The 25956-nt window shown below is 65.2% G+C and carries 27 protein-coding genes, 1 tRNA gene and 2 pseudogenes; 22 read left to right on the top strand and 8 right to left on the bottom strand.

The window, feature by feature from the left end; translation table 11 throughout:
• Positions 1 to 5 precede the first annotated feature (5 nt).
• From AC2EBS_RS02225 to AC2EBS_RS02235, 3 genes are read right to left on the bottom strand one after another with little or no spacing between them, the layout of a single operon-like run.
• Entirely contained in the window at positions 6 to 1106 is a 1101-nt protein-coding gene (locus AC2EBS_RS02225) for a protein-glutamate methylesterase/protein-glutamine glutaminase (RefSeq protein WP_484726748.1), read from the bottom strand.
• Positions 1107 to 1152: 46 nt separating this feature from the next.
• A complete protein-coding gene (cheD, locus tag AC2EBS_RS02230; protein ID WP_484726749.1) occupies positions 1153 to 1821 on the bottom strand; it encodes a chemoreceptor glutamine deamidase CheD in 669 nt (222 codons plus the stop codon).
• Between the two features lie 47 nt (positions 1822 to 1868).
• A complete protein-coding gene (locus AC2EBS_RS02235; RefSeq protein ID WP_484726750.1) occupies positions 1869 to 2723 on the bottom strand; it encodes a CheR family methyltransferase in 855 nt (284 codons plus the stop codon).
• Between the two features lie 194 nt (positions 2724 to 2917).
• On the opposite strand from AC2EBS_RS02235, the gene AC2EBS_RS02240 reads away from it, so the two are divergent.
• Genes AC2EBS_RS02240 through AC2EBS_RS02250 form a run of 3 tightly spaced genes read left to right on the top strand, consistent with a single transcriptional unit; the run spans position 2918 to position 4844 of the window.
• Entirely contained in the window at positions 2918 to 3643 is a 726-nt protein-coding gene (locus tag AC2EBS_RS02240) for a GGDEF domain-containing protein (RefSeq protein WP_484726751.1), read from the top strand.
• Positions 3640 to 4455 (top strand): MinD/ParA family protein, encoded by an 816-nt coding sequence (locus AC2EBS_RS02245; RefSeq protein WP_484726752.1) that lies wholly within the window; start codon positions 3640 to 3642, stop codon positions 4453 to 4455. Before AC2EBS_RS02240 ends, AC2EBS_RS02245 begins: the two co-directional genes overlap by 4 nt.
• On the top strand, positions 4452 to 4844 hold the full coding sequence (locus tag AC2EBS_RS02250; RefSeq protein WP_484726753.1) for a group II truncated hemoglobin: 393 nt from the start codon (positions 4452 to 4454) through the stop codon (positions 4842 to 4844). Before AC2EBS_RS02245 ends, AC2EBS_RS02250 begins: the two co-directional genes overlap by 4 nt.
• A 41-nt stretch (positions 4845 to 4885) precedes the next feature.
• On the opposite strand, the gene AC2EBS_RS02255 is transcribed toward AC2EBS_RS02250, so the two are convergent.
• The gene (locus tag AC2EBS_RS02255; RefSeq protein WP_484726754.1) at positions 4886 to 5536 is read right to left on the bottom strand and encodes a Smr/MutS family protein; all 651 of its coding nucleotides are present in this window, start codon (positions 5534 to 5536) and stop codon (positions 4886 to 4888) included.
• Positions 5533 to 6207 (bottom strand): RadC family protein, encoded by a 675-nt coding sequence (radC, locus tag AC2EBS_RS02260; protein WP_484726755.1) that lies wholly within the window; start codon positions 6205 to 6207, stop codon positions 5533 to 5535. The genes AC2EBS_RS02255 and radC overlap by 4 nt, the downstream gene beginning before the upstream one ends.
• Positions 6208 to 6287: 80 nt before the next feature.
• Between radC and AC2EBS_RS02265 the strand changes: the two genes are divergently transcribed.
• The 14 genes from AC2EBS_RS02265 to AC2EBS_RS02330 all read left to right on the top strand — a co-directional run bounded on the left by AC2EBS_RS02265 (position 6288) and on the right by AC2EBS_RS02330 (position 19039).
• Positions 6288 to 6731: an FKBP-type peptidyl-prolyl cis-trans isomerase gene (locus AC2EBS_RS02265; protein ID WP_484726756.1), complete on the top strand. Its 444-nt coding sequence runs from the start codon at positions 6288 to 6290 to the stop codon at positions 6729 to 6731.
• The gene (ispH, locus tag AC2EBS_RS02270; RefSeq protein WP_484726757.1) at positions 6731 to 7714 is read left to right on the top strand and encodes a 4-hydroxy-3-methylbut-2-enyl diphosphate reductase; all 984 of its coding nucleotides are present in this window, start codon (positions 6731 to 6733) and stop codon (positions 7712 to 7714) included. The genes AC2EBS_RS02265 and ispH overlap by 1 nt, the downstream gene beginning before the upstream one ends.
• Positions 7715 to 7807: 93 nt before the next feature.
• Complete coding sequence (serS, locus tag AC2EBS_RS02275; protein WP_484726758.1) at positions 7808 to 9127, top strand: serine--tRNA ligase; 1320 nt, start codon at positions 7808 to 7810, stop codon at positions 9125 to 9127.
• Between the two features lie 72 nt (positions 9128 to 9199).
• A tRNA-Ser gene (locus AC2EBS_RS02280) sits at positions 9200 to 9290 on the top strand.
• A 383-nt stretch (positions 9291 to 9673) separates the two neighbouring features.
• The gene (soxC, locus tag AC2EBS_RS02285; protein ID WP_484726759.1) at positions 9674 to 11050 is read left to right on the top strand and encodes a sulfite dehydrogenase; all 1377 of its coding nucleotides are present in this window, start codon (positions 9674 to 9676) and stop codon (positions 11048 to 11050) included.
• Positions 11034 to 12116 carry a c-type cytochrome gene (locus AC2EBS_RS02290; protein WP_484726760.1) on the top strand — a complete coding sequence of 361 codons (1083 nt, stop codon included), beginning with the start codon at positions 11034 to 11036 and terminating at the stop codon, positions 12114 to 12116. Before soxC ends, AC2EBS_RS02290 begins: the two co-directional genes overlap by 17 nt.
• 92 nt (positions 12117 to 12208) lie before the next feature.
• Entirely contained in the window at positions 12209 to 12679 is a 471-nt protein-coding gene (gene soxY / locus AC2EBS_RS02295) for a thiosulfate oxidation carrier protein SoxY (protein WP_484726761.1), read from the top strand.
• 78 nt (positions 12680 to 12757) lie between these two features.
• Complete coding sequence (gene soxZ, locus AC2EBS_RS02300) at positions 12758 to 13069, top strand: thiosulfate oxidation carrier complex protein SoxZ (protein WP_484726762.1); 312 nt, start codon at positions 12758 to 12760, stop codon at positions 13067 to 13069.
• Between the two features lie 106 nt (positions 13070 to 13175).
• Positions 13176 to 13976, top strand: coding sequence for a sulfur oxidation c-type cytochrome SoxA (gene soxA / locus AC2EBS_RS02305; RefSeq protein ID WP_484726763.1), 801 nt, complete (start codon positions 13176 to 13178; stop codon positions 13974 to 13976).
• 16 nt (positions 13977 to 13992) lie between these two features.
• Positions 13993 to 14643, top strand: a complete 651-nt coding sequence (gene soxX, locus AC2EBS_RS02310; protein ID WP_484726764.1) for a sulfur oxidation c-type cytochrome SoxX — start codon at positions 13993 to 13995, stop codon at positions 14641 to 14643.
• A gap of 78 nt (positions 14644 to 14721) precedes the next feature.
• Positions 14722 to 16455, top strand: a complete 1734-nt coding sequence (gene soxB, locus AC2EBS_RS02315; RefSeq protein ID WP_484726765.1) for a thiosulfohydrolase SoxB — start codon at positions 14722 to 14724, stop codon at positions 16453 to 16455.
• A 200-nt stretch (positions 16456 to 16655) separates the two neighbouring features.
• Positions 16656 to 17012 carry a metalloregulator ArsR/SmtB family transcription factor gene (locus AC2EBS_RS02320; protein WP_484726766.1) on the top strand — a complete coding sequence of 119 codons (357 nt, stop codon included), beginning with the start codon at positions 16656 to 16658 and terminating at the stop codon, positions 17010 to 17012.
• A 93-nt stretch (positions 17013 to 17105) separates the two neighbouring features.
• Positions 17106 to 18410, top strand: a complete 1305-nt coding sequence (locus AC2EBS_RS02325; RefSeq protein ID WP_484726767.1) for an OmpP1/FadL family transporter — start codon at positions 17106 to 17108, stop codon at positions 18408 to 18410.
• 50 nt (positions 18411 to 18460) lie between these two features.
• Positions 18461 to 19039 carry a DUF302 domain-containing protein gene (locus tag AC2EBS_RS02330; RefSeq protein WP_484726768.1) on the top strand — a complete coding sequence of 193 codons (579 nt, stop codon included), beginning with the start codon at positions 18461 to 18463 and terminating at the stop codon, positions 19037 to 19039.
• Between the two features lie 73 nt (positions 19040 to 19112).
• On the opposite strand, the gene AC2EBS_RS02335 is transcribed toward AC2EBS_RS02330, so the two are convergent.
• On the bottom strand, positions 19113 to 19553 hold the full coding sequence (locus AC2EBS_RS02335) for a DsrE family protein (protein WP_484726769.1): 441 nt from the start codon (positions 19551 to 19553) through the stop codon (positions 19113 to 19115).
• A 104-nt stretch (positions 19554 to 19657) separates the two neighbouring features.
• Between AC2EBS_RS02335 and AC2EBS_RS02340 the strand changes: the two genes are divergently transcribed.
• The 5 genes and pseudogenes from AC2EBS_RS02340 to AC2EBS_RS02360 all read left to right on the top strand — a co-directional run.
• Positions 19658 to 20788 carry a YeeE/YedE family protein gene (locus tag AC2EBS_RS02340; RefSeq protein WP_484726770.1) on the top strand — a complete coding sequence of 377 codons (1131 nt, stop codon included), beginning with the start codon at positions 19658 to 19660 and terminating at the stop codon, positions 20786 to 20788.
• 89 nt (positions 20789 to 20877) lie between these two features.
• Positions 20878 to 21768, top strand: coding sequence for an MBL fold metallo-hydrolase (locus AC2EBS_RS02345; protein ID WP_484727547.1), 891 nt, complete (start codon positions 20878 to 20880; stop codon positions 21766 to 21768).
• A complete protein-coding gene (locus tag AC2EBS_RS02350) occupies positions 21765 to 22262 on the top strand; it encodes a TlpA family protein disulfide reductase (RefSeq protein WP_484726771.1) in 498 nt (165 codons plus the stop codon). The genes AC2EBS_RS02345 and AC2EBS_RS02350 overlap by 4 nt, the downstream gene beginning before the upstream one ends.
• A 137-nt stretch (positions 22263 to 22399) precedes the next feature.
• A pseudogene (locus tag AC2EBS_RS02355) lies at positions 22400 to 22966 on the top strand (Tar ligand binding domain-containing protein); the annotation flags it as partial.
• A gap of 87 nt (positions 22967 to 23053) precedes the next feature.
• Positions 23054 to 23965, top strand: a pseudogene (locus AC2EBS_RS02360) (methyl-accepting chemotaxis protein); the annotation flags it as partial.
• 30 nt (positions 23966 to 23995) lie between these two features.
• Here the strand turns inward: AC2EBS_RS02360 and AC2EBS_RS02365 are convergent.
• Both AC2EBS_RS02365 and AC2EBS_RS02370 read right to left on the bottom strand, forming a co-directional pair.
• Positions 23996 to 24919, bottom strand: coding sequence for an MBL fold metallo-hydrolase (locus tag AC2EBS_RS02365; protein ID WP_484726772.1), 924 nt, complete (start codon positions 24917 to 24919; stop codon positions 23996 to 23998).
• A gap of 46 nt (positions 24920 to 24965) precedes the next feature.
• Positions 24966 to 25910: a LysR substrate-binding domain-containing protein gene (locus AC2EBS_RS02370; protein WP_484726773.1), complete on the bottom strand. Its 945-nt coding sequence runs from the start codon at positions 25908 to 25910 to the stop codon at positions 24966 to 24968.
• Positions 25911 to 25956: the final 46 nt, after the last annotated feature.

The raw sequence follows: 25956 nt of genomic DNA on the forward strand, positions 1-25956 counted from the left end.
CGCGATCAGACGCGGTTCAGCGAGGCCCCGGCGGTCTTGCGCAGACGGTCGATCAGGTGCGGCGCGATCTGGTTGAGCGGCAGCACCTCGTCGGCCGCGCCGGCAGCAATCGCCTCGCGCGGCATGCCGAAGACCACGCAACTGGCCTCGTCCTGCACATAGTTGTAGGCGCCGGCGTCCTTCATCGCCTTCATCGCCTTGGCGCCGTCGCCGCCCATGCCGGTGAGCATGATGCCCAGCGCATTGGGGCCGACCACGCGAGCGGCCGAGTTGAACAGCACCTCGACCGAGGGCTTGTGGCGGTTCACCGGCTCGCCGTCCTGCACGCGGGCAATGTAGTTGGCGCCCGAGCGCTCCACGCTGAGGTGGAAGCCGCCCGGCGCGATATAGCCGTGGCCGGGCAGGATACGCTCGCCGTCCTGCGCTTCCTTGACGCGGATCTTGCACAGACCGTCCAGGCGCGCGGCATAGCTGCGCGTGAAGCCGGGCGGCATGTGCTGCGTGATCACCACGGCCGGGCAGTCGGCTGGCAGATTGACCAACACGTCCTTGGTGGCCTCGGTGCCGCCGGTGGAGGCGCCGATGAAGATGATCTTCTCGGTCGAGAGCCGGCCCAGGCTGGCCACCGGTGCTGCCGCCGGCTTGGCCGCCGGCGCCGCGCCAGGGGCGGGCGGATGCGAGGGCCCGGGGGCCAGGCGGCGGATATGCGCCTTGCTGGCGATGCGGATCTTGTCGGTGATGTCCTGGGCCAGCGCGCGGATGCCGTCGGCCACACCGATCTTGGGCTTGGCGACGAAGTCGATCGCGCCGAGCTCCAGCGCCTTGAGCGTGACTTCGGCGCCGCGCTCGGTCAGCGTGGACACCATCACCACCGGCATCGGGCGCAGACGCATCAGGCGCGAGAGGAAGTCCAGCCCGTCCATCTTGGGCATCTCGACGTCCAGCGTGATGACGTCGGGGTTCAGGTTGCGGATCATTTCGCGGGCCATCAGCGGGTCGCTGGCGGCGCCTATGCACTGCATGTCCGTCTGGCGATTGATGATCTCGGTGAGGATGGAGCGCACCAGCGCCGAATCGTCCACCACCACCACCTTGGTCTTGGCCATTTGCTTGTAACTCCTGTGTCGGCGCGACCGTAGGTCCGTGCCTGTCCTAGAACAGGTCGATGGAGCCGCCGCTGGAAACCACCGGCTGCGCCTTCTGTGCCGCTGCGCGGTCTTGTTGAATCAGTGCGTCGGTATTGGTCGGCGCCAGGCGCTTGACCATTGCCTTGCCGCTGTGCGGCAGGAAACAGACCTTGCGCGGATAGACGTCCATCACGTCCTTGGACACGACGGGAATACGCTCGGTCTTCAAGTAGTCCAGAACGAAATTGGTGTTGCGTTCCCCGACATTGATCGTATTCATGCCCGAGATCACTGCGCCGCCGCCGAAGATCTTGGCTTCCATGCGGCTCTTGGAGGCGCCGCGCTTCATCATCTCGTTGATCAGCAACTCCATCGCATAGGACCCGTAGCGACCGGAGTCGCCGGTGCCCTCGGGCAGCATGAAATGGTTCATGCCGCCGATCTGCGCGGAGCGATCCCACAGGCAGGCGGCAATGCAGGAGCCCAGCGTCGTCATGACGAGGATGTCCTCGGTGTCGACAAAGTACTCGCCGGGCAGGATCTTGACGGCCGCGTTCTTGAAGTGCGCGTCGTAGAAGAAGAAGGAGGCCTCACCGGGCTTGCGCGCCTGCGCCTTCAACTGGGCGACGCGCGCCGCGCCGGCGCTGCTGGAGAGCGCTGCGCCTGCGGTGCCGGTGTTGGGGGCTGTGCTCATGGATGGTGCTGCTCGCTCGATGTCGAAGGGCTCTGGCTGGGTCTGCGTCAGACGCGTTCGTAGATGGTCTTGCCGCGAAGGCGGAAGAGATCGCGCGACTCGGTGAAGTTCTCGGAATGCCCCACGAACAACAGGCCGTGCGGCCGCATGACTCGGTGGATGCGTTCCAGCACCTTGCGCTGCGTCGGCGCATCGAAGTAGATCATCACGTTGCGGCAGAACACCATGTGGAAGGGCTCGCCCAGCGACCATTGCTGGTCCATCAGGTTCAGCGTGCGGAACTCGATCCAGCGCTGCAACTCGGGCTTGACGCGGATGCGGCCGGAGTTGGCGCCGGTGCCACGCATGAAGAACTGCTTCAGGCGCTGCGGCGAGAGCCCGCGGGCATCGGCGTTGTACACGCCGCGTCGCGCGGTGTTAAGCACATTGGTGTCGATGTCGCTGGCCACGATCTGGACCGAAGCCGAGGCGCCCAAGGCCTCGGACACCGTCATCGCGATGGAGTAGGGCTCCTCGCCGGTGGACGCAGCACAGCACCAGATGCGAACAGGCTTGCCGACGAAGGGCTTCAGATCTTCGGCAAGCGAATGGAAGTGATGCTCCTCGCGGAAGAACGAGGTCAGATTGGTGGTCAGGCAGTTGACGAACTCCTGCCACTCCTGCTCAGCCTGGCTGCCGGTAGTCGAGTCCAGCCAGTTCAGATAGTCGGCGAAGCTGCGATGCCCAGTCTCCCGCAGGCGCCGCGACAGGCGGCTGTAGACCATGGCGTGCTTGCCGTCGTGGAGACTGATGCCAGCATGGCGATAGATCAGTTGGCGCACCCTGTCGAAGTCCGCGCGGCTGAAGCTGAACTCGTGGTCGATGGCCTCGGTCGGTGTGGAGGGCGTGAGCGCAGCGGGCATGGTACTTCGGGTGAGTCTGAGGGCGGGTGTCCCCGAGCCTAGGGCAGAGCCATGGCTGATTCTTGCATCGCTTTGCAGTTTCGGTGGCGGCTAAGCGTCATGTTTGTGTGAAATGGGAGGCGAAGCTCATGCAAATTTGCGGAATTTCCCGACTTGCCCCCCTGCTAGACTGCCGGCCAATTGCCCCACCCACCTTGAACGACCACAGCACATCCTCTGCGCTGATCGACGCCCGTGCGCTTCAGCTTGACCAGGCCCTGCAACTGCTGCAACAGGCCGGGGCACTGCTGCCTGGCGCACAGCCTTACAGCCAGGAGTGGCTGCAGGGCATGATCGATGCGCTGTGCGATCTGTCCAGCAAGGATGCGCTGACCGGCTTGCTGAACCGCCGCAGCTTCGAGATGGCGTTGGCGCGCGAGGTAGACCGCGTGGCGCGTTCGGGCGAGCCTGCCTTGTTGCTGGTGCTGGACATCGATCACTTCAAGTCGGTCAACGACACCCATGGCCATGCGGCCGGTGATGTGGTCATCCAGGCTGTCGGCAGGGCCATCGCGCAGACCGTCCGTCCAATGGACACGGCGGCCCGTGTCGGTGGCGAGGAGTTCGCCATCATCATGCCGAATTGCCCGAGCAGCTTCGGTCTGACCGTGGCAGAGCGTGTGCGCGAGACGGTGGCTGCGTTGATCATCGAGGTTCCGAACGGCAATGCCTTGAAGGTCACGGTCAGCCTGGGCGGTGCATTCGCTCCGCAGTGGGTGCGCTCATCGCCGCTGCTGTGGATGGAGCGTGCTGATAGGCAGCTCTATCGTGCCAAGGCTGAGGGTCGTAATCGGACCTGCCTGGAACCGCATGTGGACTCGCTGGTGAGCGCCGAGGAAAAAGGCATGTTGTTTGCTGTAACGCAACAGGACATCGAATGAGTAGCACCCCGTCTACCGCTGCAGGCGCCGGCGCCAAGTCTCGCAGCGGCGCCCGCACGCTCGCCGTTACCAGCGGCAAGGGCGGCGTGGGCAAGACCTTCGTTACCGCCAATTTGGCCGCAGCGCTGGCGGCACAAGGTCAACGCGTGCTGGTGCTCGATGCCGACCTGGGCTTGGCCAATCTTGACGTGGTGCTGAACCTGCACCCCAAGCTGACACTGCACGATGTGTTCACCGAGAAGGCCACGTTGGACCAGGCCATCCTGCCGGCGCCCGGCGGCTTCTCGGTACTGCTGGCTGGCTCCGGCATGGTCGAGTATTCGCGCCTGACGCCGGAAGTGCGCGACAAGCTGCTCAATATCGTCGAGGCGATCAAGCCGCGCTTCGACTGGGTCCTGCTCGATACCGGCGCGGGCATTTCCGATGTGGTGCTGTTCGCCATCTCGCTGGCGATCGACGTGCTGGTGGTGGCTACGCCCGAGCCGACCTCGCTGACCGACGCCTACGCGACGATCAAGGTGCTGGCCACGCAGCAGGAGCGTCGCCATGTTGGGCTGCTGATCAATCAGGCCAACCGGCCCGGCGAGGGCAAGTTGATCTGTGGGCAGTTGCAGCAGGTGCTGCAGCGCTTCGTCGGCGCCAGCCCGGGCCAGAGTTTCAAGCTCGAGCTGCTCGGCGAGGTGCGCAATGACAACACCGTGCGCCAGGCTGTGCTCAAGCGCCAGCTGCTCATCGAGCAGTACCCGGGTTGCGAGGCCGCGCAGGGCGTCAAGGCTCTGGCCGCGCGGCTGCTGGCCGGCGGCGGTGTATGAGCGAGCAGTCCCGTAGCGCCTTCGAGTGGATCGGGGGCGAGGACGCGGTGCGCGCGCTGGTCGATCGTTTCTACGATCTGATGGATCTGGAACCGAGCTATGCGCGGTTGCGCGCGATCCACCCGACCGACCTGAGCGCTTCGCGCGACAAGCTGTTCTGGTTCCTGTGTGGCTGGCTGGGCGGGCCGGACTATTTCCAGCAACGCTTCGGCCATCCGCGCCTGCGTGCCAGGCACCTGCCCTTCGCGATCGGCATCGCCGAGCGCGACCAGTGGATGAACTGCATGCGCCAGGCGATGCAGGAGTGCGAGCTCGACCCGGCGCTGCGCGAGCGGCTCGATGCTGCCTTCATGAACACCGCAGACTGGATGCGCAACACGCCGGCTTGAACGGCGTCTGTCCCGGCGCGCCGGCTTGAACGGCCAGTGCCCTACAGCAGCACCATCAGTGCGCCACTGCCGCCATCGCAGGCGCGCGCCTGCACGAAGGCCAGTACCTCGTTCTTCTGCACCAGCCAACGCCGTACCCGCGACTTCAGCACCGGCTCTCGCCCCGGCGAGCCATTGCCCTTGCCGTGAACGACGCGTACGCAGCGCATGCCGCGCTTGGCGCTGTCCTGGATGAAGTGGCTCAGCGCCTCGCGGGCCTGGTCGCGGCGCATGCCGTGCAGGTCGATCTGCGCCTGCAGCGCCCAATGACCACGACGCAGCTTTCTTACCGCCTCAGGGCTGATCTCTGGGCGGCGGTAGCTCAGCGTCTCGTCTGTTTCCAGCAGCGACTCGACATCGAAATCGTCGGATAGCGCCTGCAGCAGCACCTCGCGCTCGTCGGCTTCGCGCTGGCGCGGCTCCGGCTCGGGGCGCTGCGGCTCCAGCAGCACGCGCTGCGTCTCCTTTAGCGGCGTGACCGGACCGATACTGAGCTCGAACAGGCGCCGTTCGCGCTCGAGCAGCCGGGCCTGGGCGGCGGCGCGTTCGGCGCGCTCCTGCTCGAGACGCCGCCGCAGTTCCAGCTCGCGCTGCAGCGTCTTCAGCTCCTGCAGACTGTGCAGCACAGGCGGCTTGGCGGGCGGTGCACTCACATCAGCCCCCGCTCGGCCATCGAGGCCACCTCGCAGGAGCCGACGATGAAATGGTCGAGCACGCGCATGTCCACCAGGGCCAGCGCGTTCTTCAGCGCTTGGGTCAGCAATTCGTCCGCGCGCGAGGGCTCTGCTACGCCGGAGGGGTGGTTGTGTGCCAGGATCACCGCCGCCGCGCCCAGGTCCAGGCCGCGCTTGACGACCTCGCGCGGGTAGACGCTGGTCTGCGTCAGCGTGCCGCGAAACAGCTCCTCCATCGCGATCAGCCGGTGCTGCGCGTCGAGAAAGAGCACCGCAAAGACTTCATGGTCCAGCCCGCCGAGCTTCAGGCGCAGGAACTGGCGCACCGCCTCCGGCGACTCGAACACCGGGGCTGCGGCGAGCTGCTGCAACAGCGAGCGCCGCGCGATCTCCAGCACCGCGGCAATCTCGGCACGCTTGGCCGGGCCAATGCCCCTGACGCGCCCGAGCGTGCCGATGTCGGCCTGTAGCAGACCGCTCCAGCCGCCGAACTCGTCCAGCAGCGACTGCGCCAGTTGCAGCACCGGCTTGTCGCGCGTGCCGGTGCGCAGCAGCAGCGCGAGCAGCTCGGCATCGACCAGGGCCTGCGGCCCCAGCGCGAGCAGCTTCTCGCGCGGGCGTGCCTGAGGCGGGAGTTGGGCGAGCGGCATCGGGCAGGAATCAGGGGAAATCCGGGGGCTCAGGGTGGCCGGCCCTAGAATCCCGCCAGTCTATCGAACCTGGAAAAGCCGTGAATCTGATCCAACCAGGCTCCTTCCTTACCCTGCACTACCGCCTGTCGGCGGCGGACGGGAGCGAGCTGATCAATACCTTCGACGACAAGCCGGCGACTCTGTCGCTGGGTACCGGTGAGCTGGCACCGGCGATCGAGTCGCGGCTGCTCGGCCTGGCTGAGGGTGCGCACACACGCTTCGAGCTGGCGCCCGGCGAGGCTTTCGGCGAGCGCAACCCCGAGCTGCTGCAGCGCGTCAAGCTGGCGCTGTTGCATGAACTGGGCGATCCGGACGAGCAGTACAGCGTCGGCGATGTGGTGCAGTTCCCCACGCCGGACGGGCAGGGCAGCTATGCAGGCCTGGTTCGCGAGGTCGGCGAGGACTGGTTGCTGTTCGACTTCAACCATCCGCTGGCCGGTCAGCCGGTGAGCTTCGAAGTGCAAGTGATCGGGGTGCTTTGATGGGCGCAGTGCCAGGGCATGCAGTGGACGAGATCTTGCTGGCGGAGCCGCGCGGCTTCTGCGCTGGCGTGGACCGGGCAATTGAGATCGTCGAGCGCGCGCTGAAGAAGTTCGGCGCGCCGATCTATGTGCGTCACGAGATCGTGCACAACACCTATGTGGTCAACGACCTGAAGTCGCGCGGTGCGATCTTCATCGAGGATCTGGCTGAGGTGCCTGCCGGCGCGACGCTGGTGTTCAGCGCCCACGGCGTGAGCCAGGCGGTGCGGCGCGAGGCGGCCCAGCGAGGCTTCAATGTCTTCGACGCCACCTGCCCGCTGGTGACCAAGGTGCATGTGGAGGTGGCCAAGCTGCACAAGGAAGGTTACGAATTCATCATGATCGGCCACAAGGGGCACCCCGAGGTCGAGGGCACGATGGGCCAGCTCTCCGACGGCATCTATCTCGTCGAGGACGCGGCCGACGTGGCGCATGTGCGGCTCAAGGACGAGAGCCGCGTCGCGGTGGTGACGCAGACCACGCTCAGCGTCGACGATGCGGCCGAGATCCTTGCCGCGGTGAAGCAGCGCTTCCCGCAGGTGCGCGAGCCCAAGAAGCAGGACATCTGCTATGCCACGCAGAACCGCCAGGACGCGGTAAAGGTGCTGGCGCCGCAGGTGGACGTGGTGATCGTCGTCGGCAGCCCGACCAGCTCGAACAGCAACCGGCTGCGCGAACTGGCCGAGCGCCTGGGGACTGCGGCTTACATGGTCGACGCGGCTGACGATCTCAGGGCGGAGTGGCTGGATGGTCGCTCGCGCGTGGGCCTGACTGCGGGTGCCTCGGCCCCCGACGTGCTGGTACAGGCGGTGATCGCTCGGCTGCGCGAGTTCGGCGCGACCTCGGTGCGCAGCCTTCCCGGCGTGGAGGAGCATGTGCACTTCCCGCTGCCGCTGGGCCTGGGCGACAAGTCCATGGCCGAGGTTGCCGCGTCCCGATCCTGAGACGGCGCATGCTTTCTCTGCCATGAGAGCGGCGCCCGACAGCGGCGCCGCTTCGCTTTCATAGAATCTGCGATCCCACAAGGACAAGCACAAATGCTAGACATCACCCTGCTGCGCAAAGACCTGGATGGCGTCGTCGCCCGGCTGAGCACGCGCAAGAATCCGCAACCCTTCCTGGACGTCGAGCGCTTCAAGACGCTGGAGAGCGAGCGCAAGCAGCTGCAGGTTCGCACCGAGGAGCTGCAGGCCAAGCGCAACAGCCTGTCCAAGCAGATCGGCATGCTCAAGGGTCGCGCCGCCAAGGGCGAGGACACCGCCACCGAAGTGAACAGCCTGATGGCCGAGGTGGCCGCCATCGCCGACGAGATGAGCTCGGGCGGGACCCGGCTCGACGCGCTGCAGGGCGAGATGTCGGACATGCTGCTGGGCGTGCCCAATCTACCGCAGGCCGAGGTGCCGGTGGGCGTGGACGAGACCGGCAATGTGGAAGTGCGCCGCTGGGGCACGCCCAGGAGCTTCGACTTCCCCGTCAAGGACCATGTCGATCTGGGCACGCCGCTGGGCCTGGACTTCGAGACGGGGGCCAAGCTCAGTGGCTCGCGTTTCAGCCTGATGCGCGGCCCCATCGCGCGCCTGCATCGCGCGCTTGCCCAGTTCATGCTGGACATGCACACCACGCGCCACGGCTATACAGAGTGCTACACGCCCTACATCGTGCAGGGAAAGGCCATGCAGGGTACCGGCCAGCTGCCCAAGTTCGAGCAGGACCTGTTCCATGTCAGCTCGGGCGCGGCGGAAGCGGCCAGCAGCAAGTGGTACATGATTCCGACCTCCGAGGTCACGCTGACCAATACGGTGGCCGACACCATGCTGGCGGCCGACGAGCTGCCGATCAAGCTGACCGCGCACAGCCCCTGTTTTCGCTCGGAAGCGGGGTCGGCCGGCCGCGACACGCGCGGCCTGATCCGCCAGCATCAGTTCGACAAGGTCGAGATGGTGCAGATCGTCGCGCCCGAGCAAAGCAATGCGGCGCTGGAAGAAATGACCGCGCATGCCGAGGCGGTGCTGCAGGCCCTGGGCCTGCCTTACCGCACGGTGCTGCTGTGTAGCGGCGACATGGGCTTCGGCTCGACCAAGACCTATGACCTCGAGGTCTGGGTGCCGGCGCAGAACACCTACCGCGAGATCAGCTCCTGCTCGAATATGGGCGACTTCCAGGCGCGTCGCATGCAGGCGCGCTTCAAGAACGCCCAGGGCAAGACGGAACTGGTGCACACACTGAACGGCTCGGGCCTGGCGGTTGGTCGCACCTTGGTGGCGGTGCTGGAGAACTGCCAGAACGCCGACGGCAGCATCACCGTGCCGGAAGTGTTGCGTCCTTACATGGGTGGCGTGGAAGTTCTGCGCGCCTGAGTGTCGGAGGAGGAGAAAACTCCGCTATACTTGCGGGCTCACTCGCAACGCAACCACGCGAGCACCAATTCAGGAGAGGTGGCAGAGTGGTTGAATGTACCTGACTCGAAATCAGGCGTACGTGAATAACGTACCGAGGGTTCGAATCCCTCCCTCTCCGCCAAGTAGTACGACAAAAAGCCGCTTCCAGCGGCTTTTTTCTTTTCTACTCGCCACAGGACGCTTGGCGGCCGGGGCTGGCGCTGAGACCGCCCGCTTGATTCGCTCGCCTTGTTTGGCCAGCGCCGCAAGGCCTGGGTCAAGCATGCGCCACAGCATTGCCTGCGCTGCGGCTCTGCAGTACAAAATGCACACATACGGGTTAACCCGTTGCCGACTGTTTGCATCACGGCTGAATATTCGGGCATAGTAATATACGGATCTGCGCATTGCGTGAGCCTGGTGGCGGCGCAGTTTCGGACGGTGGCAGAGCGCTCCGCGATTGCGGGTCGGATCTGTCTCTGTGGTCGGCGCAACGCGGCACGGCGAGACGTGGAAGGAGACTCTGTGAGTTCAGACATCAAACCCTCGGGCAGGCTGATCAAGGCGCCCGAATCGTTCCTGGATCAGGCGGGCATCCGTCAGGTATTTGCCGAAGCCAAGGATGGCCGGCGCAACTTCATACGCAGCGCCTTTGCGGCCGCTGGCGCAGCTGTCGCCGCGCCGGCCGTTCTGGCGAGTGCCAATCCGGTGCCGCCCGAGGGCGGGGATCCCAACATCCTCGAGCTGCCCGAGCACACCAAGGGGTTGGGCATGCCTGTGGTCACGGATGGCTACGGCAAGCCTTCGAAGTTCGAGGCCAATGTGCAGCGGCGCCAGAGCCCGGGTCTGACGCAGACCACCCAGGCTTCGGTTTCGTTTGCGCCGCTGCAGTCGCTGTTCGGCATCGTCACGCCCAGCGGCCTGCATTTCGAGCGCCATCACCAGGGATGGTGGGACATCGATCCCTCCAAGCACCGCCTGATGATCAATGGGTCTGACGCCACGATGCTGAAGAAGCAGCTGGTGCTGACCATGGATGAGCTGATGCGACTGCCCTCGGTGTCGCGCTTCCACTTCATCGAGTGCGGCGCCAACACCGGCATGGAGTGGGGCAACGTGGCCGTGCCCACCGTGCAGTACACGCACGGCATGATCAGCTGCAGCGAGTTCACCGGCGTGCCCTTGCGCATCCTGCTGGACATGGCTGGGGTTGACTACAAGCGCGCCCGCTTCGTGCTGGCCGAGGGTGCCGACGGGTCGTCTATGACCCGCACCATCCCGATGGAGATGGTCGAGAACGGCGAGGTGCTGGTGGCCTATGGCCAGAACGGCGAAATGCTGCGCCCGGAGCAGGGCTACCCGCTGCGTCTCGTCGTGCCAGGTGTTCAAGGTGTGTCCTGGGTCAAGTACCTGCGCCGCATCGAGGTCGGTGACAAGCCTTATGCCACCAAGGACGAGGCGATTCACTACATCGACCTGATGCCCAGCGGACTGCATCGCCAGTACACCAGCATTCAGGAATGCAAGAGCGTGGTGACCACGCCGTCGGGCGGTCAGGTGCTGCTCGACAAGGGCTTCTACAACATCAGCGGCCTGGCATGGTCTGGTCGTGGCGCGATCAAGCGCGTGGATGTCTCGGTGGACGGCGGACGTAACTGGCGCACGGCTCGCCTCGAGGGCAAGCCGATGAGCAAGTGCCTGACGCGCTTCAACATCGACTGGGTGTGGGACGGCAAGCCCGCCATCATCCAGAGCCGCGCGATGGACGACACCGGCTATGTCCAGCCGACCTATGCGCAGTTGCGCAAGGTGCGCGGCACGCGCTCGATCTACCACAACAACGCGATCCAGTCCTGGCTGGTGCAAGAAGACGGTGAGGTGAAGAATGTCCAGCTCTCCTAAGCAAGCTCTCCTGCGCCTTGGCCTGGCCGTGGCGCTCGTGGCCTCGGCTGGCGCGGCGCTGGCACAGTCCAAGCAGTACCCTGGCATCGGCCGCGAGGCGACCAAGAAGGAAGTTGCCGCCTGGGACATCGATGTACGTCCGGACTTCAAGGGACTGCCCAAGGGTGCCGGCTCGGTGGCGCTGGGTCAGGATGTCTGGGAAGGCAAGTGCGCGCACTGCCATGGCATCTTCGGCGAAAGCGGCGAGGTGTTTTCGCCGCTCGTGGGCGGCACCACGGCGGAGGACATCAAGACCGGTCGCGTGGCTCGCCTCACTGACAGCTCCTATCCTGGCCGCACTACCTTGATGAAGGTGCCAACAGTCTCCACGCTGTTCGACTACATCAACCGGGCCATGCCCTGGAATGCGCCCAAGTCCCTGAAAGTTGACGAGGTCTATGGCGTGACGGCCTTCCTGCTGAATCTGGGTGGCATCGTGCCGGAGAACTTCGTGCTCTCCGACAAGAACATCGCCGAGGTGCAGCAGCGCATGCCCAATCGCAATGGCATGACACTGGATCACACGATGTGGCCCGGCAAAGGCTTGACGACTGCCAAGGCGGCTGACACACGCAACGTGGCCTGCATGAGCAATTGCGCGACGGGCGGCGAGATCAGTTCGTTCCTGCCGGAGCATGCGCGCAACGCACACGGCAATCTGGCCGAGCAAGTGCGCCCGGTCGGTGCGGGCCAAGGTGTGGACACGACCAAGCCCTCGGGCACGCCGGTCAACCGTGGTGCCGTGCAGTCCAAGCCTGCTGAGGCTGCCAAGCCGAATGCTGGGGCTTTGCTCAACAAGTACAGTTGCACGGCCTGTCACGCTGCGGATGCCAAGATGGTCGGTCCCTCCTTCAAGGAAATCGCCAAGAAGTACGCCGACCGTGCCGACGCGCTGGCCTATCTCAGTGGCAAGATCCGCGCCGGCGGCGTGGGTGTCTGGGGGCAGATCCCGATGCCGCCTCAGTCGCTGAGCGAGGCGGATGCGGAGGTGATTGCGCAATGGTTGAAGAACGGGGCGCAGCGCTGATATCACAGACTGCGGGCTCTTTCATCTACGGGGTGTCACGTATGGTATGCGAGCATCCTTTTATTAGCATGGAGTGAACAAGGAGACTTTCCATGATCGCAAATCGTCGACAAGTAATGAAGCAGAGCGCCACTGTGGCCTCGCTGCTGGTCGCTTCGGGTGTGCTGGGGCCCTTGGCTCACGCCGCTGGTGCTGCTGCAGGCAAGGGCGCGTTCGAAGCCAAGACCATGGCTGACCTGGTCAAGGCGCTGGGCTATGGCGCTCCCACCGAAAGCAAGGACGTCACGATCACCGCGCCCGACATCGCCGAGAACGGCGCTGTGGTTCCGCTGGGTGCCGCCACCTCGCTGGCTGGCGTGAAGCAGGTGATGCTGCTGGTCGAGAAGAACCCGGCCGTGCTGGCTGCGCTGTTCAACGTCACACCTGAAGTCGAAGCGAATTTCTCGACTCGTGTGAAGATGGGCCAGTCGTCGAATGTCTTCGCCGTGGCGGTGACCAACGACAACAAGGTTCTGTTCGCGCAGAAGGAAGTCAAGGTCACGCTGGGTGGCTGCGGCGGCTGATCAGGCGCCAGCCTCATTCAAACCTTAGCAACACAGATTTAGGCAGCGTCGCAGTCGACGCGCCAAAAGGAGATCACCATGGCAGATCCGATGCGCATCCGCGCACAAGCTTCCGGCGACAAGGCCACCGTGCGCGTGTTGATGGCTCACGAAATGGAAAGCGGTCAGCGCAAGGACTCGGCAGGCAAGACCATTCCTGCCTGGTTCATCAGCGAAGTGAGCGCCTCTCTGAACGGCAAGGTCGTGATGACTGCCGAGTGGGGCCCGTCCGTCTCGAAGAACCCGTTCCTGCAGTTCGCGATCAAGGGCGCCAAGGCTGGCGACAAGGTTCAGGTCACCTGGACGGACAACAAGGGCGACAAGCGTACCGACGAAGCCACGGTTTCCTGAGGAACCGTGCACAATCAGCCGGCCCGCATGCGGGCCGGTCTTCGTTTGGGGCCGCCGGCCGACAGAATAAACCTACTCAACGAGCTGACGAAGAAGGAGACAGGGCATGAGACTTACCAAGGTGTTGATGCTGCTCGGTGCAGCGCTGCCGCTTGCGGCAGCGCAGGCGCAGAAGAGCGCCGCTGATGGCATTGCCGAGTACCGTGCTCTGCTGGCTGACGGCAACCCTGCCGAGCTCTTTGAGGCCAAGGGCGAAGATCTCTGGAAGAAAAAGCGTGGACCCAAGAACGCTTCGCTGGAGGCCTGCGACCTGGGCAAAGGGCCGGGTGTCGTCAAAGGCGCCTGGGTTGAACTGCCGCGCTTCTTCAAGGATACGCAGCGCGTGCAGGACCTGGAGTCCCGCCTGCTGACCTGCATGAGCACCTTGCAGGGCCTGGATGCGGATGCCATTGCCAAGACCCCCTTCGGTCGCGGCGAGCAGGCCAATATGGAAGCGCTGGCTGCCTGGATCTCGGCCGAGTCGCGTGGCAGCAAGATGAATCTGCCGCAGGCGCATGCCGAGGAGCGTCGCTTCTATGAACTGGGCAAGCGCGCCTTCTTCTTCCGCGGCGGCCCGATGGACTTCTCCTGTGCCTCTTGCCACGCCGAGGACGGCAAGCGCATCCGCCTGCAGGATCTGCCCAACCTGACCAAGAACCCGGGTGACGGCATCGGCTTTGCGGCCTGGCCGGCCTACCGAGTCTCCAGCGGCGAGATGTGGAGCATGCAGCGCCGTCTCAACGACTGCTTCCGCCAGCAGCGCTTTCCGTATCCGGGCTTTGCGTCGGACGTGACGATCGCGCTGGGTGTCTATATGGGCGTCAATGCGAAGGGCGCGGAGTCGATCGCGCCGGCCATCAAGCGCTGAACGAGGGGACCTGCACATGAAGACCAAGACCAAGTTTGTTCTGGCCGCCGTAGCAGCCTCCACGTTGGGCCTGGCAGGCTGTGCGATCGCGCCCAGTGCTGCCGAGCTCGATGCCCAGGCCATGGCGATGATCAAGGCCTCCTTCCGCGAGCAAGGCATCGCGAAGATGGACCGCATCGAGCAGGACCTGGGTCAGCAGGCCTGCTCGAGCGACAAGCAACCGAGCGACGCCGTTGCCAAGAAGATCGAGGCAGAGTCCTTGGCCTCCATCAAGTGGCCCAGCGATGGCAAGTACATCGGCGACTGGCGTGAAGGCGAGAAGCTGGCGCAGAACGGTCGTGGCATGACCTGGACCGACCGCTCCACGGCGCCCAGCGCCAATGGCGGCAACTGCTACAACTGCCACCAGATCAGCAAGGAGGAGATCTCCTTCGGCACCATCGGCCCGAGCCTGTACAACTACGGCAAGATGCGCGGAGTCAGCAAGGTCGATGACCCGGCGAGCATGCCGATCATCCAGTACACCTGGGGCAAGCTGTGGAACTCGAAGGCCTACAGCGCCTGCTCCAACATGCCCCGTTTCGGCCATGCCGGACTGCTGGACGAGAACCAGATCCGCCACATCATGGCGCTGTTGCTGGACCCCAAGTCGCCCGTCAACCAGTAAGGCAGCGAACCTCAGGGATCGCGTGAAAGCCCGCTTCGGCGGGCTTTGTTTGAAGTTAAACATAAGCGAGCACTTATCATGAATCTGAGCAAGCGTGAGTTTCTGCAGGTGATGTCCGCGGCTTCGGTGGCCGGCATGGGTTTGGGGCGCTACGCCGATGCCGATGCGGCTACGGCCGAGCAGGGGCTGTATGACGTGCCGCGCTTCGGCCAGGTGTCTTTCCTGCACATGACCGACTGCCATGCGCAGCTCAAGCCGATCTATTTCCGCGAGCCCAATGTCAATCTCGGCATTGCCGGCATGAGCGGCAACACGCCGCACGTGGTCGGCGAGAAGCTGCTCAAGTCCATCGGCGTGCGCCCAGGCACCGCGCAGGCGCATGCCTTCACCTACCTGGACTTCGAGCGCGCTGCACGCCGCTATGGCCGTGTCGGTGGCTTTGCGCACCTGTCCACCTTGGTCAAGCGCATGAAGGCCAGCCGTCCCGGCGCGCTGCTGCTTGATGGCGGCGACACCTGGCAGGGCTCGGCCACCTCGCTGTGGACCAATGCGCAGGACATGGTCGACGCCTGCAAGCTGCTCGGCGTGGATGTGATGACCGGCCACTGGGAATTCACCTACGGCATGGAGCGCGTCAAGGAGATCCTCGAGAAGGACTTCAAGGGCAAGCTGGACTTCGTCGCGCAGAACGTCAAGACCAACGACTTCGGCGATCAGGTCTTCAACCCCTATGTGATTCGCGAGATCAACGGCGTGAAGTGCGCCATCATCGGTCAGGCCTTCCCCTACACGCCGATTGCGAATCCGCGCTACATGGTTGCCGACTGGGCTTTCGGCATCCAGGACGAGAACATGCAGGCCATGGTCGACGAGGCGCGCGGCAAGGGCGCCAAGGTCGTCGTGGTGATCTCGCACAACGGCATGGACGTGGACCTGAAGATGGCCTCGCGTGTGCGCGGTATCGACGCCATCATGGGCGGCCACACCCACGACGGCGTGCCGGTGCCAGTGATCGTCAAGAACGCCGGTGGCCAGACCATCGTCACCAACGCCGGCAGCAACGGCAAGTTCCTCGGCGTGCTCGATTTCGAGGTCAAGGACGGCCGCGTCAGCGACTTCCGCTACAAGCTGCTGCCGGTGTTCTCCAACATGCTCAAGGCGGACCCGGAGATGGACGCGTTGATCAACAAGATCCGCGCGCCCTACGAGTCCAAGCTCAGCGAGAAACTCGCCGTCACCGACGGTCTGCTGTACCGCCGGGGCAACTTCAATGGCAGCTGGGACCAGTTGATCGTCGACGCTCTGATCGAGGTGCAAGGCGCCGACATCGCCTTCTCGCCGGGCTTCCGTTGGGGAACCAGCCTGCTGCCCGGCGACGTCATCACGCGCGAGCTGATGATGGATCAGGTGGCGACCACCTACTCGTACGCCACCGTCACCGAGATGTCCGGCTCGATGATCAAGACCGTGCTCGAGGACGTCTGCGACAACCTCTTCAATCCCGATCCCTACTACCAGCAGGGTGGCGACATGGTGCGCGTCGGCGGCCTGACCTACGCCTGCGAACCCGGCGCGACGATGGGCAACCGTATCCAGGACATGCGCCTGCATGGCAAGCTGATCGAGGCGAGCAAGACCTACAAGGTGGCCGGCTGGGCACCGGTGGCCGAGGAGGCTGCCCACGCACCGGGCACCAAGATGGTTTGGGACGTGGTCGAGACCTGGCTCAAGTCCAAGGGGCGCGTCACGACACGCAAGATCAATACGCCGCGTCTGATCGGCGTTAGCGGCAACCCCGGCATCGCACCCTGAGCCCATGTGCCCCGGCTTTTCCTTGCTCTAAGCAAGGGTAAGTCCGGGGTCCGCGCTCTTGTCGACCGGGGGGATGGCCCCTACCATCGCTCAACAGTTAAGAAATATTGATATCAATTCTTGACAAGCAAATGAGCGGTGCAAAGCAGGATCACAGCAACACCGGCCCCACGGCCGGTGTTGCCGCTGCCACGTCGGGAATGGGCGACATCGCCGAGATGCGTCGTCATGCGGCCGAAGCGACCGCGCTGCTCAAGGCGCTGGGCAACGAGGATCGGCTGCTGATTCTGTGCACGCTCAGCCAGGGCGAGATGACGGTCGGCGATCTCGAGGAGCGCACTCAGATCCATCAGCCCACCCTGTCGCAGCAACTCACGGTGCTTCGCGCTCAGGGCATGGTGTGCTGCCGGCGCGAAGGGCGCCACGCCTATTACGCGGTCTGCAGCCCGGCCGCGCTGGCCACCATCGAGACGCTCTACCAGCTGTTCTGCGCCCGCAGCGGCAGCTGTCCGGCCCCCATCAGCGCAGTGCCGCGTCGAGGCAAGCCGCCCAAATGAGGCGCTGAGCCCCATGCCCTGGCCGTGAGGTCTGGGGATTCAACGAGCCGCACGCACCGACAAAGCGGCCGTCTACAACACCAGGAGACAACGATGAAACGACTCACTGCAGTCGCAATGGCTGCACTCGCCCTGCCGTTTGCTGCTCAGGCGACCAACGGCATGCTGTTGGAGGGCTATGGTCCCGAGGGCAGCGGCATGGGTGGCGCGGCCACGGCCTTTGACAATGGTGTGGCGGCTGCCGCCAACAATCCGGCCACGCTGGGGTTGATGGCGAACGCCGCACGCCTGGACGTGGCCATCGGTCACCTCGGGCCACGCGTTAGCTCCTCGGCCGGACCTATGGTGGCCGATTCGGGTGGCCGTGCCTATGCGATGCCCGCGTTCGGCTATGCGCGTCGCGATGGCAGCCTGAGCTATGGCGTGGCCGTGTTTGCCCAGGGCGGCATGGGCACCGAGTACGCGGCAGACACCTTCCTGGCCATGGGCTCGGGCAAGGAAGTTCGCTCCGAGCTGGGTGTCGGTCGGATGATCCTGCCGCTGGCCTGGCAGGCCAGCAATGACCTGCTGATCGGCGGATCGCTCGATCTCGTCTGGGCCACGCTGGACATGCGCATGGCCGCGAGTGGAGCCCAACTCGGCCAGATGGTGACAGCTGCCAGCGGCAACCTCGCGATGGCGCTTCCGGCCCTGGGCGGCGCACCCTGGGCGCGCGTGGACTTCAGCGACGGCAGCAGCTTCTCCGGTGAAGCCTGGTCGCTGGGCTGGGCGGCCAAGCTGGGGCTGGTCTACAAGCTCACGCCGACGCTCAATGTCGGCGCCAGCTGGCACAGCAAGACCTCGCTGCGCGACATGAAGAGCGGTCACAACGCCGCTTCGCTCAGCGCCTTCGGCGGTTTCAGCGACAGCGGGCGCATCACCATCGAGGACTTCCAGATGCCGCAGCAGCTTGCCGTGGGTCTGGCATGGCAGGCGACTCCGACGCTGCTGCTCGCTGCTGATGTCAAGCGCATTGCCTGGTCGGACGTGATGGCCTCGTTCAAGATGCGTTACGACAGCATCGGCATGGGCGGCAGCGTGAGCTTTGCGCTGCCGCAGGCCTGGCGCGACCAGACTGTCACCGCGCTCGGCGTGGCATGGAAGGCGACGCCCGCACTGACCCTGCGTGCCGGCTACAACCAAGCCTCCAACCCCATCCCCGACGCCTATGTGAACCCGCTGTTCCCGGCCACCGAGACCAAGCACTACAGCGCCGGCTTCAGCTACGCCATGTCGGACAAAGCCGGGATCAGCGCATCGCTGACCAAGGCGCCGACCAACACCGTGCAGGCAGGCTCGGGCGTGGTCATCAGTCACAGCCAGCTCAATGCGCAGCTGATGTACAGCCAGCGCTTCTGAGACCGGCTGCTGCAGCAAATTTTTTTGATTCCGAATAGCAGGAGATTCTCATGAACGGAATATTCAAGTTCTTGGCCCGTGGCCTGACGGTAGCGCTGCTGGGTGCCGCGCTGACCGGCTGCGGAACGATCGCGACGATGGGCAAGCTGGAGGAGGGGGCCGCTGGCGAAGCCGGGCGCATGTGGGATCGCTGGGTCGACAGTGGTGGTGACATCGCCGTGGCCACGACCTGGGAGCGCAAGGTCAAGGCGGGCGTGACGCTGGATCAGATCGAGCAGGCGCTGGCCAGCGTGGCCACCGAGATGAACATCCGTCCGGTCGGCGAGCTGCCCCTGTCCAAGGAGCTCGAGGCGCGCAGCGGCAAGCCCGAGCGCTTGCTCAAGGTCTACAACTACTGCAACCCGCAGACCGCGCGCAAGATGGTGAACTTCTCGCCGCACATGTCGGCCTATCTGCCCTGCCGCATCTCCATCGTCGAGCAGGACGATGGCCTGTGGATGTACACGCTCAACATGGACATGATGATCAAGATGGGCCGCAAGCTTCCGCCTGACTTGAAGGCTGATGCGATGAAGGTGCGCGACGCAATCTGGATGATGATGGAGAAGGGCTCGACAGGCGATTTCTGATGGCGCAAGGGCTGCGTGCCCGCTAGAAAGCAGAGCAGGCCCCCCAGGGGCCTGTTCCTTTGGAGGGCAGCGCTCAGGGCTTCAGGTAGACGAAGCCTTCCCTGGCCTGCAGCCTGGCGACCTCGGCCACACCCGAGGGCACGATCTTGGCTTCCATGACCACCCGGTCGGCCGGGATCTTGCGCGAGACCAGGGTGTTGTTGCAGACGCGGAACTCGACGCCGCGGCCAGCCAGTTCGCCGATCGCCCCGGCAAAGCCAGTGCCGGCGGCGTTCTCAGCGCCGTCGAGCAGGAAGTCTATGCCTGGGCCGTGGGTGACGACCACGATCTTGGCCTTGGCGTCGGCATTGAGGTGGTTGCGGATGTTGCCGATCGCCCGTGAGGCCTGCTGTACGCCTTCGCTGAGGTGATAGACGCTCTTGATGCTCTCATCGCCCGCAGCCTGGCTAATCGACGCTGCGGCGAGAAGAGTGCCCATCAGCGTGAGCAAGTGAATTCGTCGGTTGATTGACATATGTCTTCCTCAATTGGTGAAGTCGATATAAATTAGCTCGTGCGCATACTAGGATTTAACGAGATATCCAGGCGCCTTCCATACGGGCTTCTGCCTAGTCGATCATGTCACTCGATTCCCTCATCGAATCCCTGGGGCAGGCCAAGGCCCTGGGCCTGGGCGGGCTGTTGATCGGCTTCATGTTCGGCTTCTTCGCCCAACGCTCACGCTTCTGTCTGCGCTCGGCAACGATTGAATTCTCGCGGCGCATGCATGGCGGCAAGCTCACCGTCTGGCTGTTTGCCTTTGCCACGGCCCTGTTGGCGACGCAGTTGCTCATCGCCACCGGCATGCTCGATGTGAGCAGTGCGCGACAGCTGGCCTCGCGCGGCAGCCTGTCGGGCGCAGCGATCGGCGGAGCGCTGTTCGGCGTGGGCATGATTCTGGCGCGGGGCTGCTCCAGCCGTCTGCTGGTGCTGGCGGCGCAGGGCAATTTGCGCTCGGTGCTCTCCGGCCTGGTATTCGCAGTCACCGCACAGGCCGCCTGGACGGGTGTGCTGTCGCCTTGGCGCGAGCAGGTCTCGTCCTGGTGGACGGTTGAGGGCGGCGCGGCGCGCGATCTGATCGCCCTCACCGGACTTGGGCGCACAGGCGCGCTGATCTTCGGCGCGATCTGGCTGATTGCCGCGGTGCGCTGGGCTCGGCATCAGCGCGTGCCGGTGTGGGGCTGGCTGGGTGCCATCATGGTTGGCCTGAGCATCAGTGCTGCCTGGTGGTTCACCGGCACGGTGGCCGCCGCCGGTCTGGAGGCAGAGGCTGTCCCCGTTCAGGCGCTGAGCTTCACTGGGCCTTCGGCCGAGGTGCTGGTGCGGGTGCTGTTCGCGCCCGACAAGGCGCCGACCTTCGATCTTGGCCTGGTGCCGGGCGTGTTCCTCGGTTCCTTCGTCGCTGCGGCGCTGTTCCGCGAGTTGAAGCTCGAGGGTTTTGCCGGCGGCGCGAGCATGCGGCGCTACCTGGTCGGCGCGGTGCTGATGGGCTTTGGCGGCATGCTCGCTGGTGGCTGTGCCGTAGGCGCCGGGCTGTCGGGCGCAGCGGTGTTCACGGTGACGTCCTGGGTCACGCTGTCGGCGATGTGGGCGGCCGCGGCCTTGACGGATTGGCTTGTCGACCAGCGCGGCGAGCACAAGAGCGAGGCGCATGCCACGGCCGATCAGCCGGTGCCGACCAACTTCAGCACACGATCCTTCACACGATGAGCATGAACACGATGACTTTGCGCTGTCCTCGGGCGCGTGCGCGTGGGTTTGGGCTGCGCTGGCTGGCTGCGCTGGCCCTGGCCGCGCTGATGGGCCCGCCGGCGCTGGCGCAGAAGGTTCAGGCCGTGCAGGTCGCGCCGCAGACCTGGATGGTGCAGGGTGAGTCGGCGCTGGGCTCCTCGGCGAACCGCAATTTCATCTCCAATGCCGCGTTCATCGTCACCGACGATGGGGTGGTGGTGATCGACGCGCTCGGCTCGCCCGCGCTGGCTGACGAGCTGATGGCGGAGATCCGGCGCATCACGCCCAAGCCGATCAAGCACCTAGTCATCACCCACTACCATGCGGACCACATCTACGGTCTGCAACAGTTCCGTCAGGCCGGGGTGCAGCTGATCGGACAAAAGGACGGTCAGCTCTACCTGCATTCGGAGACCGCTGCGCTGCGCCTGAAGGCCAGCCGCGAGGAGATGTTCCCCTGGATCGACGAGAAGACCGAGCTGGTGCCGGCCGATCGTTGGATCAGCGGCCCCACCACCTTGCGTCTGGGTGGGCTCGACTTCGTGCTGCAACCGGCCGGCCCGGCTCATACGCCCGAGGATCTGGTGGTCTATGTGCCCCAGCTGAAGGTGCTGGTGGCCGGGGATCTGGTTTTCCGCGGCCGCGTGCCCTTTGTCGGTCAGGCCGACAGCGGCAGCTGGATCGCCGCGCTGGAGCGGCTGCTGGCCTTCGATACCCGCGTGGTCATCCCTGGCCATGGCCCGGTGTCCACTACGGCGCGCGAGGATCTTCAGCTCACCCGCGATTACCTGGCCTATCTGCGCCAGACCATGGGCGAAGCAGCGCGCAACCTCGAGCCTTTCGAGGAGGCCTATGCGAAGACCGATTGGTCGCGCTTTGCCAGGCTGCCGCTGTTCGGCGTGGCCAACCGGATCAACGCCTACAACACCTATCTGCTGATGGAACAAGCAGCGAAATGACGGACAGAATCAGACGCGGGCTGCTGGCCTGTGCCGCACTCGCACCGCTGGCCCCTGCATTGGCGGCGGAGCCTCTGGGGCGCGGTGCGCTGGTGCAATGGCCCAAGGGCGTGACGCTGATCGATGGCGCTCGCTGGCAGCCCGAGGCGGGTCAGGCGGTGGTGGTGGTGTTCTGGTCGCTGCATTGCGGCTTCTGCGAGCGCCACAATGAACACGTCGAGAAACTCCATCGCGCCGCTGCCGGCAAGCCCTTGCGCGTGATCGGCGTGCTGGCCGAGTCGGACCGCGAGGCTGCGCGTCGGCGCATGGCTCAGCGCGGCTGGACCTTCCCGCTCACCGTCGATCGCGAGCCTCTGGCTGCAGCGCTGGCAGTGCGGCGCAGCGTGCCCTTTACCGTCACCATCGATCGCCAGGGGCGGCTGCGCGAGCGCATTCCTGGTGAGATGTTCGAGGCCGATGTGCTGGAGCTGCTCAAGCTGGTCAGCGCCGGCTGAGTCCGACTCTGGCGGCTCCGTCCTAATAGCTGGCGCATCGGCTGGCTTATCGCGGGTTCGGCCGTCGCCATGCCTGCGTAGCATCGCTTCATAGTGCGCCCGGGTCGGGTCTTATAGAAGTACGAAAGACAAGAGACATGCTCGACAACTTCCGCATCTCGCAGCGCTTCATCGCGATCATGGTGATGTTCTGGACCGCCTTCGGCCTGATGGCCGGGCTGGCGCTGTGGGGATTGTTCAACAGCGCGTCCAGCCTGGACGTGGTGGCTAGCGAGCGCATGCAGCGCGTCACCCAGCTCAACCGGTATTTGCAGAACAACCTGTCCAACCGTGCCGAGGTGCTGCTGGCGTTCCAGCATGCGCCGAGCAGTCCCTTGGCGGCGATCCATGACCATGCGCTGGACATGCATTTGCAGGCGATTGACAAGCGCCGGGCCGAGAACGGCGAGATATGGAAGCGTCTGCGCGAGGATGCAAGCATCGACGCGAAAGGCCGGGAACTGGTGGATGAGGCGGAACGTCGTCGTCAGCTTTGGGCGGCCAAGCTGGAGCAGGCGACACAGGCCGTGCGCCGCGGCGACTTCTCCGAACAGGTCATGGCCGCTTTTCTGAAGGCTGGCCGCGAGGAGGGGCAGGCACTGTTCGACACCCTGGGGCAAGCCCGTCAACATGAGGAAACCCAGGCCAAGGAGGCTGCGGCTGCCGCACAGAGCCGCGCGCGCAAGCTGCTGAGCCTGTTCGTCGGCCTTGCGCTGCTGGTTGGCGTTCCGGCGACCTGGATGTTCATCGCCTTGCTGATGCGCATCCGTTCCGGCTTTGCCAAGGCCGATGCGCTGTCCAGCGCGATTGCGCAGGGTGACCTGACCCAGTCGGTGCAGGCCGATGGTCGCGACGAGATCGGTCATCTGCTCGCCCAGATGGGTCTGATGCGCGATCGCCTGATGGGCTTGATCCGCGAGGTGCGCAGCGCCGCCGACGGCGTGCAGACCGCGGCCGACGAGGTGGCGGCCGGCAATATGGATTTGTCCAGCCGTACCGAGCAGACGGCCAGCCAGCTGCAGCGCACCGCCAGCACGACCGACGAACTCAGCGCCACAGTGCGGCAGAACGCCGACAACGCGCAGCAGGCCAACCAGCTGGCCCAGGGCGCCAGCGAGGTGGCCAGCCGTGGGGGTGCGGTGGTCGGCGACGTGGTTGCGACGATGCGCGGCATCAGCGATAGCAGCCGCAGAATCGCCGACATCATCGGCGTGATCGATGGCATCGCCTTCCAGACCAACATCCTCGCGCTGAACGCCGCGGTCGAGGCGGCTCGCGCGGGCGAGCAGGGCCGCGGCTTCGCGGTGGTAGCCGGCGAGGTGCGCAGCCTGGCGCAGCGCAGTGCCGAGGCGGCACGCGAGATCAAGACCCTGATCGGTGCCAGCGTCGAGCATGTGGAGCAGGGCAGTGCGCTGGTCGACCGTGCCGGCGCGACCATGCAGGACGTGGTGAATGCGATCCGCCGCGTCAGCGATATCGTCGGCGAGATCAGCGTGGCCAGCCGCGAGCAGAGCCAGGGCGTGGCTGAGGTCGGTGGTGCGATCACGCAGATGGACCAGAGCACGCAGCAGAACGCCGCGCTGGTCGAGCAGAGCGCCGCGGCAGCCGCCAGCCTGCGCGAGCAGGCCAATCAGCTCGTCGCCGCGGTATCGGGCTTCAAGCTGCCCTGATTGCCCGGGTGCAGCGCGAGATCCTCACTCGCGCTCCAGCTCCAGATAGGTCCGGCTGGCGTTGCCCGGCATCAGCTCCGCCGCATTGAGCAGGTGCATGAAGGGCCTGGCGTCGAAGCTGCGCACCGCCGGGCTGACGTCCTGCCCGTCGTCGACGGCCTTCTTCATGTGCGCGCGCAGCGCGAGCAGATAGGCCTGGGTGTCGGCCTTGGCGGTGGCCAGGTCGGTGGGTTCGCCATGGCCGGGTACCAGCACGCGGGGCTTGAGCTCCTCGATCACGGCGAAGCTGTCCAGCCAGCGCTTGGTGTTGCTGACCGGCAGCACGCCCAGCATGCGCTGCGTGTAGACCACGTCGCCGCTGAACAGCACGCCGCTCTGCGGCAGCCAGACGATCATGTCGCCGGGCGTATGGGCGCCGCCGCGATGCTTGAGCTCGATGCGGACAGTGCCGAGCTGCAGGCTCGCGTTCTCGTCCTTGATCCAGCGCGTCGGCAGCGTCGGCACCGTGCCGTCGACCTTGGCGCCGAGCACCGCGCGCAAGCCCTGCAGATGGTCGTTGCCGCGAGCTTGCATATCGGCCTGGCCGTTGGCATGCGCGATCAGTTCGGCGCCCTGCGCCTTGAAGAAGCCGTTGCCGAGCCAGCGGTGATCCTGTCCGCCGGTGTTGATGACCCACTTGATGCGCGTCGCACCCACCTTGGCCGCTGCCGCTGCGATGGCCTGCGCCGACTGGTAGCTCGCGCCGCTGTCGATGAGCAGCGCGCCCTCGGGCGTCAGCACCAGGCCGATGTTCGCGTTCAGCCCCTCGTTCTGTGCCGTGCGGGCGCCCATCTCGCCGACGAAGGCATAGACGCCAGCGGCCACCGGCTTGAATTGGACATCTACGGCCAGCGCCGGGGCAGCGAGCGACAGGCCCAGGACGAGGCAGGCTGCAGTGGATTTGGTCATGGCGGTTTCAGTGACGGAGTCGGGTGGGGTGGAACGAGCCAGCGCCTCAAGGCGCGGGCGGGTGTGCGAGCAGGGCTTGGTCGTGCTGCTGCAGATGCGCTTCGGCATGCTCCAGCACGAAGTAACGAAAAGCTTCCGCGGCCGGCGAGAGCAGCTTGCTCTGCATGCGCACCAGGTTCCAGGTGCGCATCACCGGTGTGTGCTCAACGTCCAGCAGCTTCAGCGCGCCGGCGCGCAGCTCCAGACCCAGCGTGTGCAGTGACAGAAAGGCCACGCCCATGCCGGCGATGACGGCCTGCTTGATGGTCTCATTGCTGGGCATCTCCATCGCGATGCGTGGCGAGAGGTGATGCTCTCGAAAGAAGGCGTCCATGGCGTTGCGCGTCCCTGAGCCGGCTTCACGTGCGATGAAGCGCTGATTCACCAGAGCCTCCAGCGGCACATGGTCCAGCGCGGCCAGCGGGTGCGTGGGCGCGACGACGAAGACCTGCGGGTGCGCGGCGAAGGGCTCGGCCCTTGTCGCCAGCTCCTTGGGCGGGCGGCCCATCACCGCGAGGTCCACCTCGCCGGACTGCAGCAGCGCCACCAGCTGCTCGCGGTTCTGGCAGACCGAGAGCCTGACCTCGATGCCGGGATGTTCGTCGTGGAAGCGCGCCAGCAGCTGCGGCACGAAGTACTTGGCCGTGCTGACCAGTCCCACCGAGAGCAATCCGCTTTCGGCGCCCTTGAAGCGCGCCATCGCGTCGTCGGCCTCCTTCAGCGTGGCCAGCAGCCGGCGCGCATAGACGAGGAAGTACTCGCCCGAGGTGGTCAGCGTGACCTGGCGGCCACGGCGCTCGAACAGCGGCAGGCCGAGCTGCGATTCCAGCTCCTTGACCTGCATGGTCACTGCGGGCGGCGTCAGGTGCAGGGCCTCTGCCGCGCGCGCGAAGCTGAGCTCGCGCGCCACTTCGGTGAAGACGCGTAGCTGGCGGAAGGTGATGTTCAGCATTCAGCAATTCATGAATTGAAGACCAAGAATAACTGAATTCTCTTTA

The sequence above is a fragment of the Roseateles sp. T103 genome (assembly GCF_057219915.1).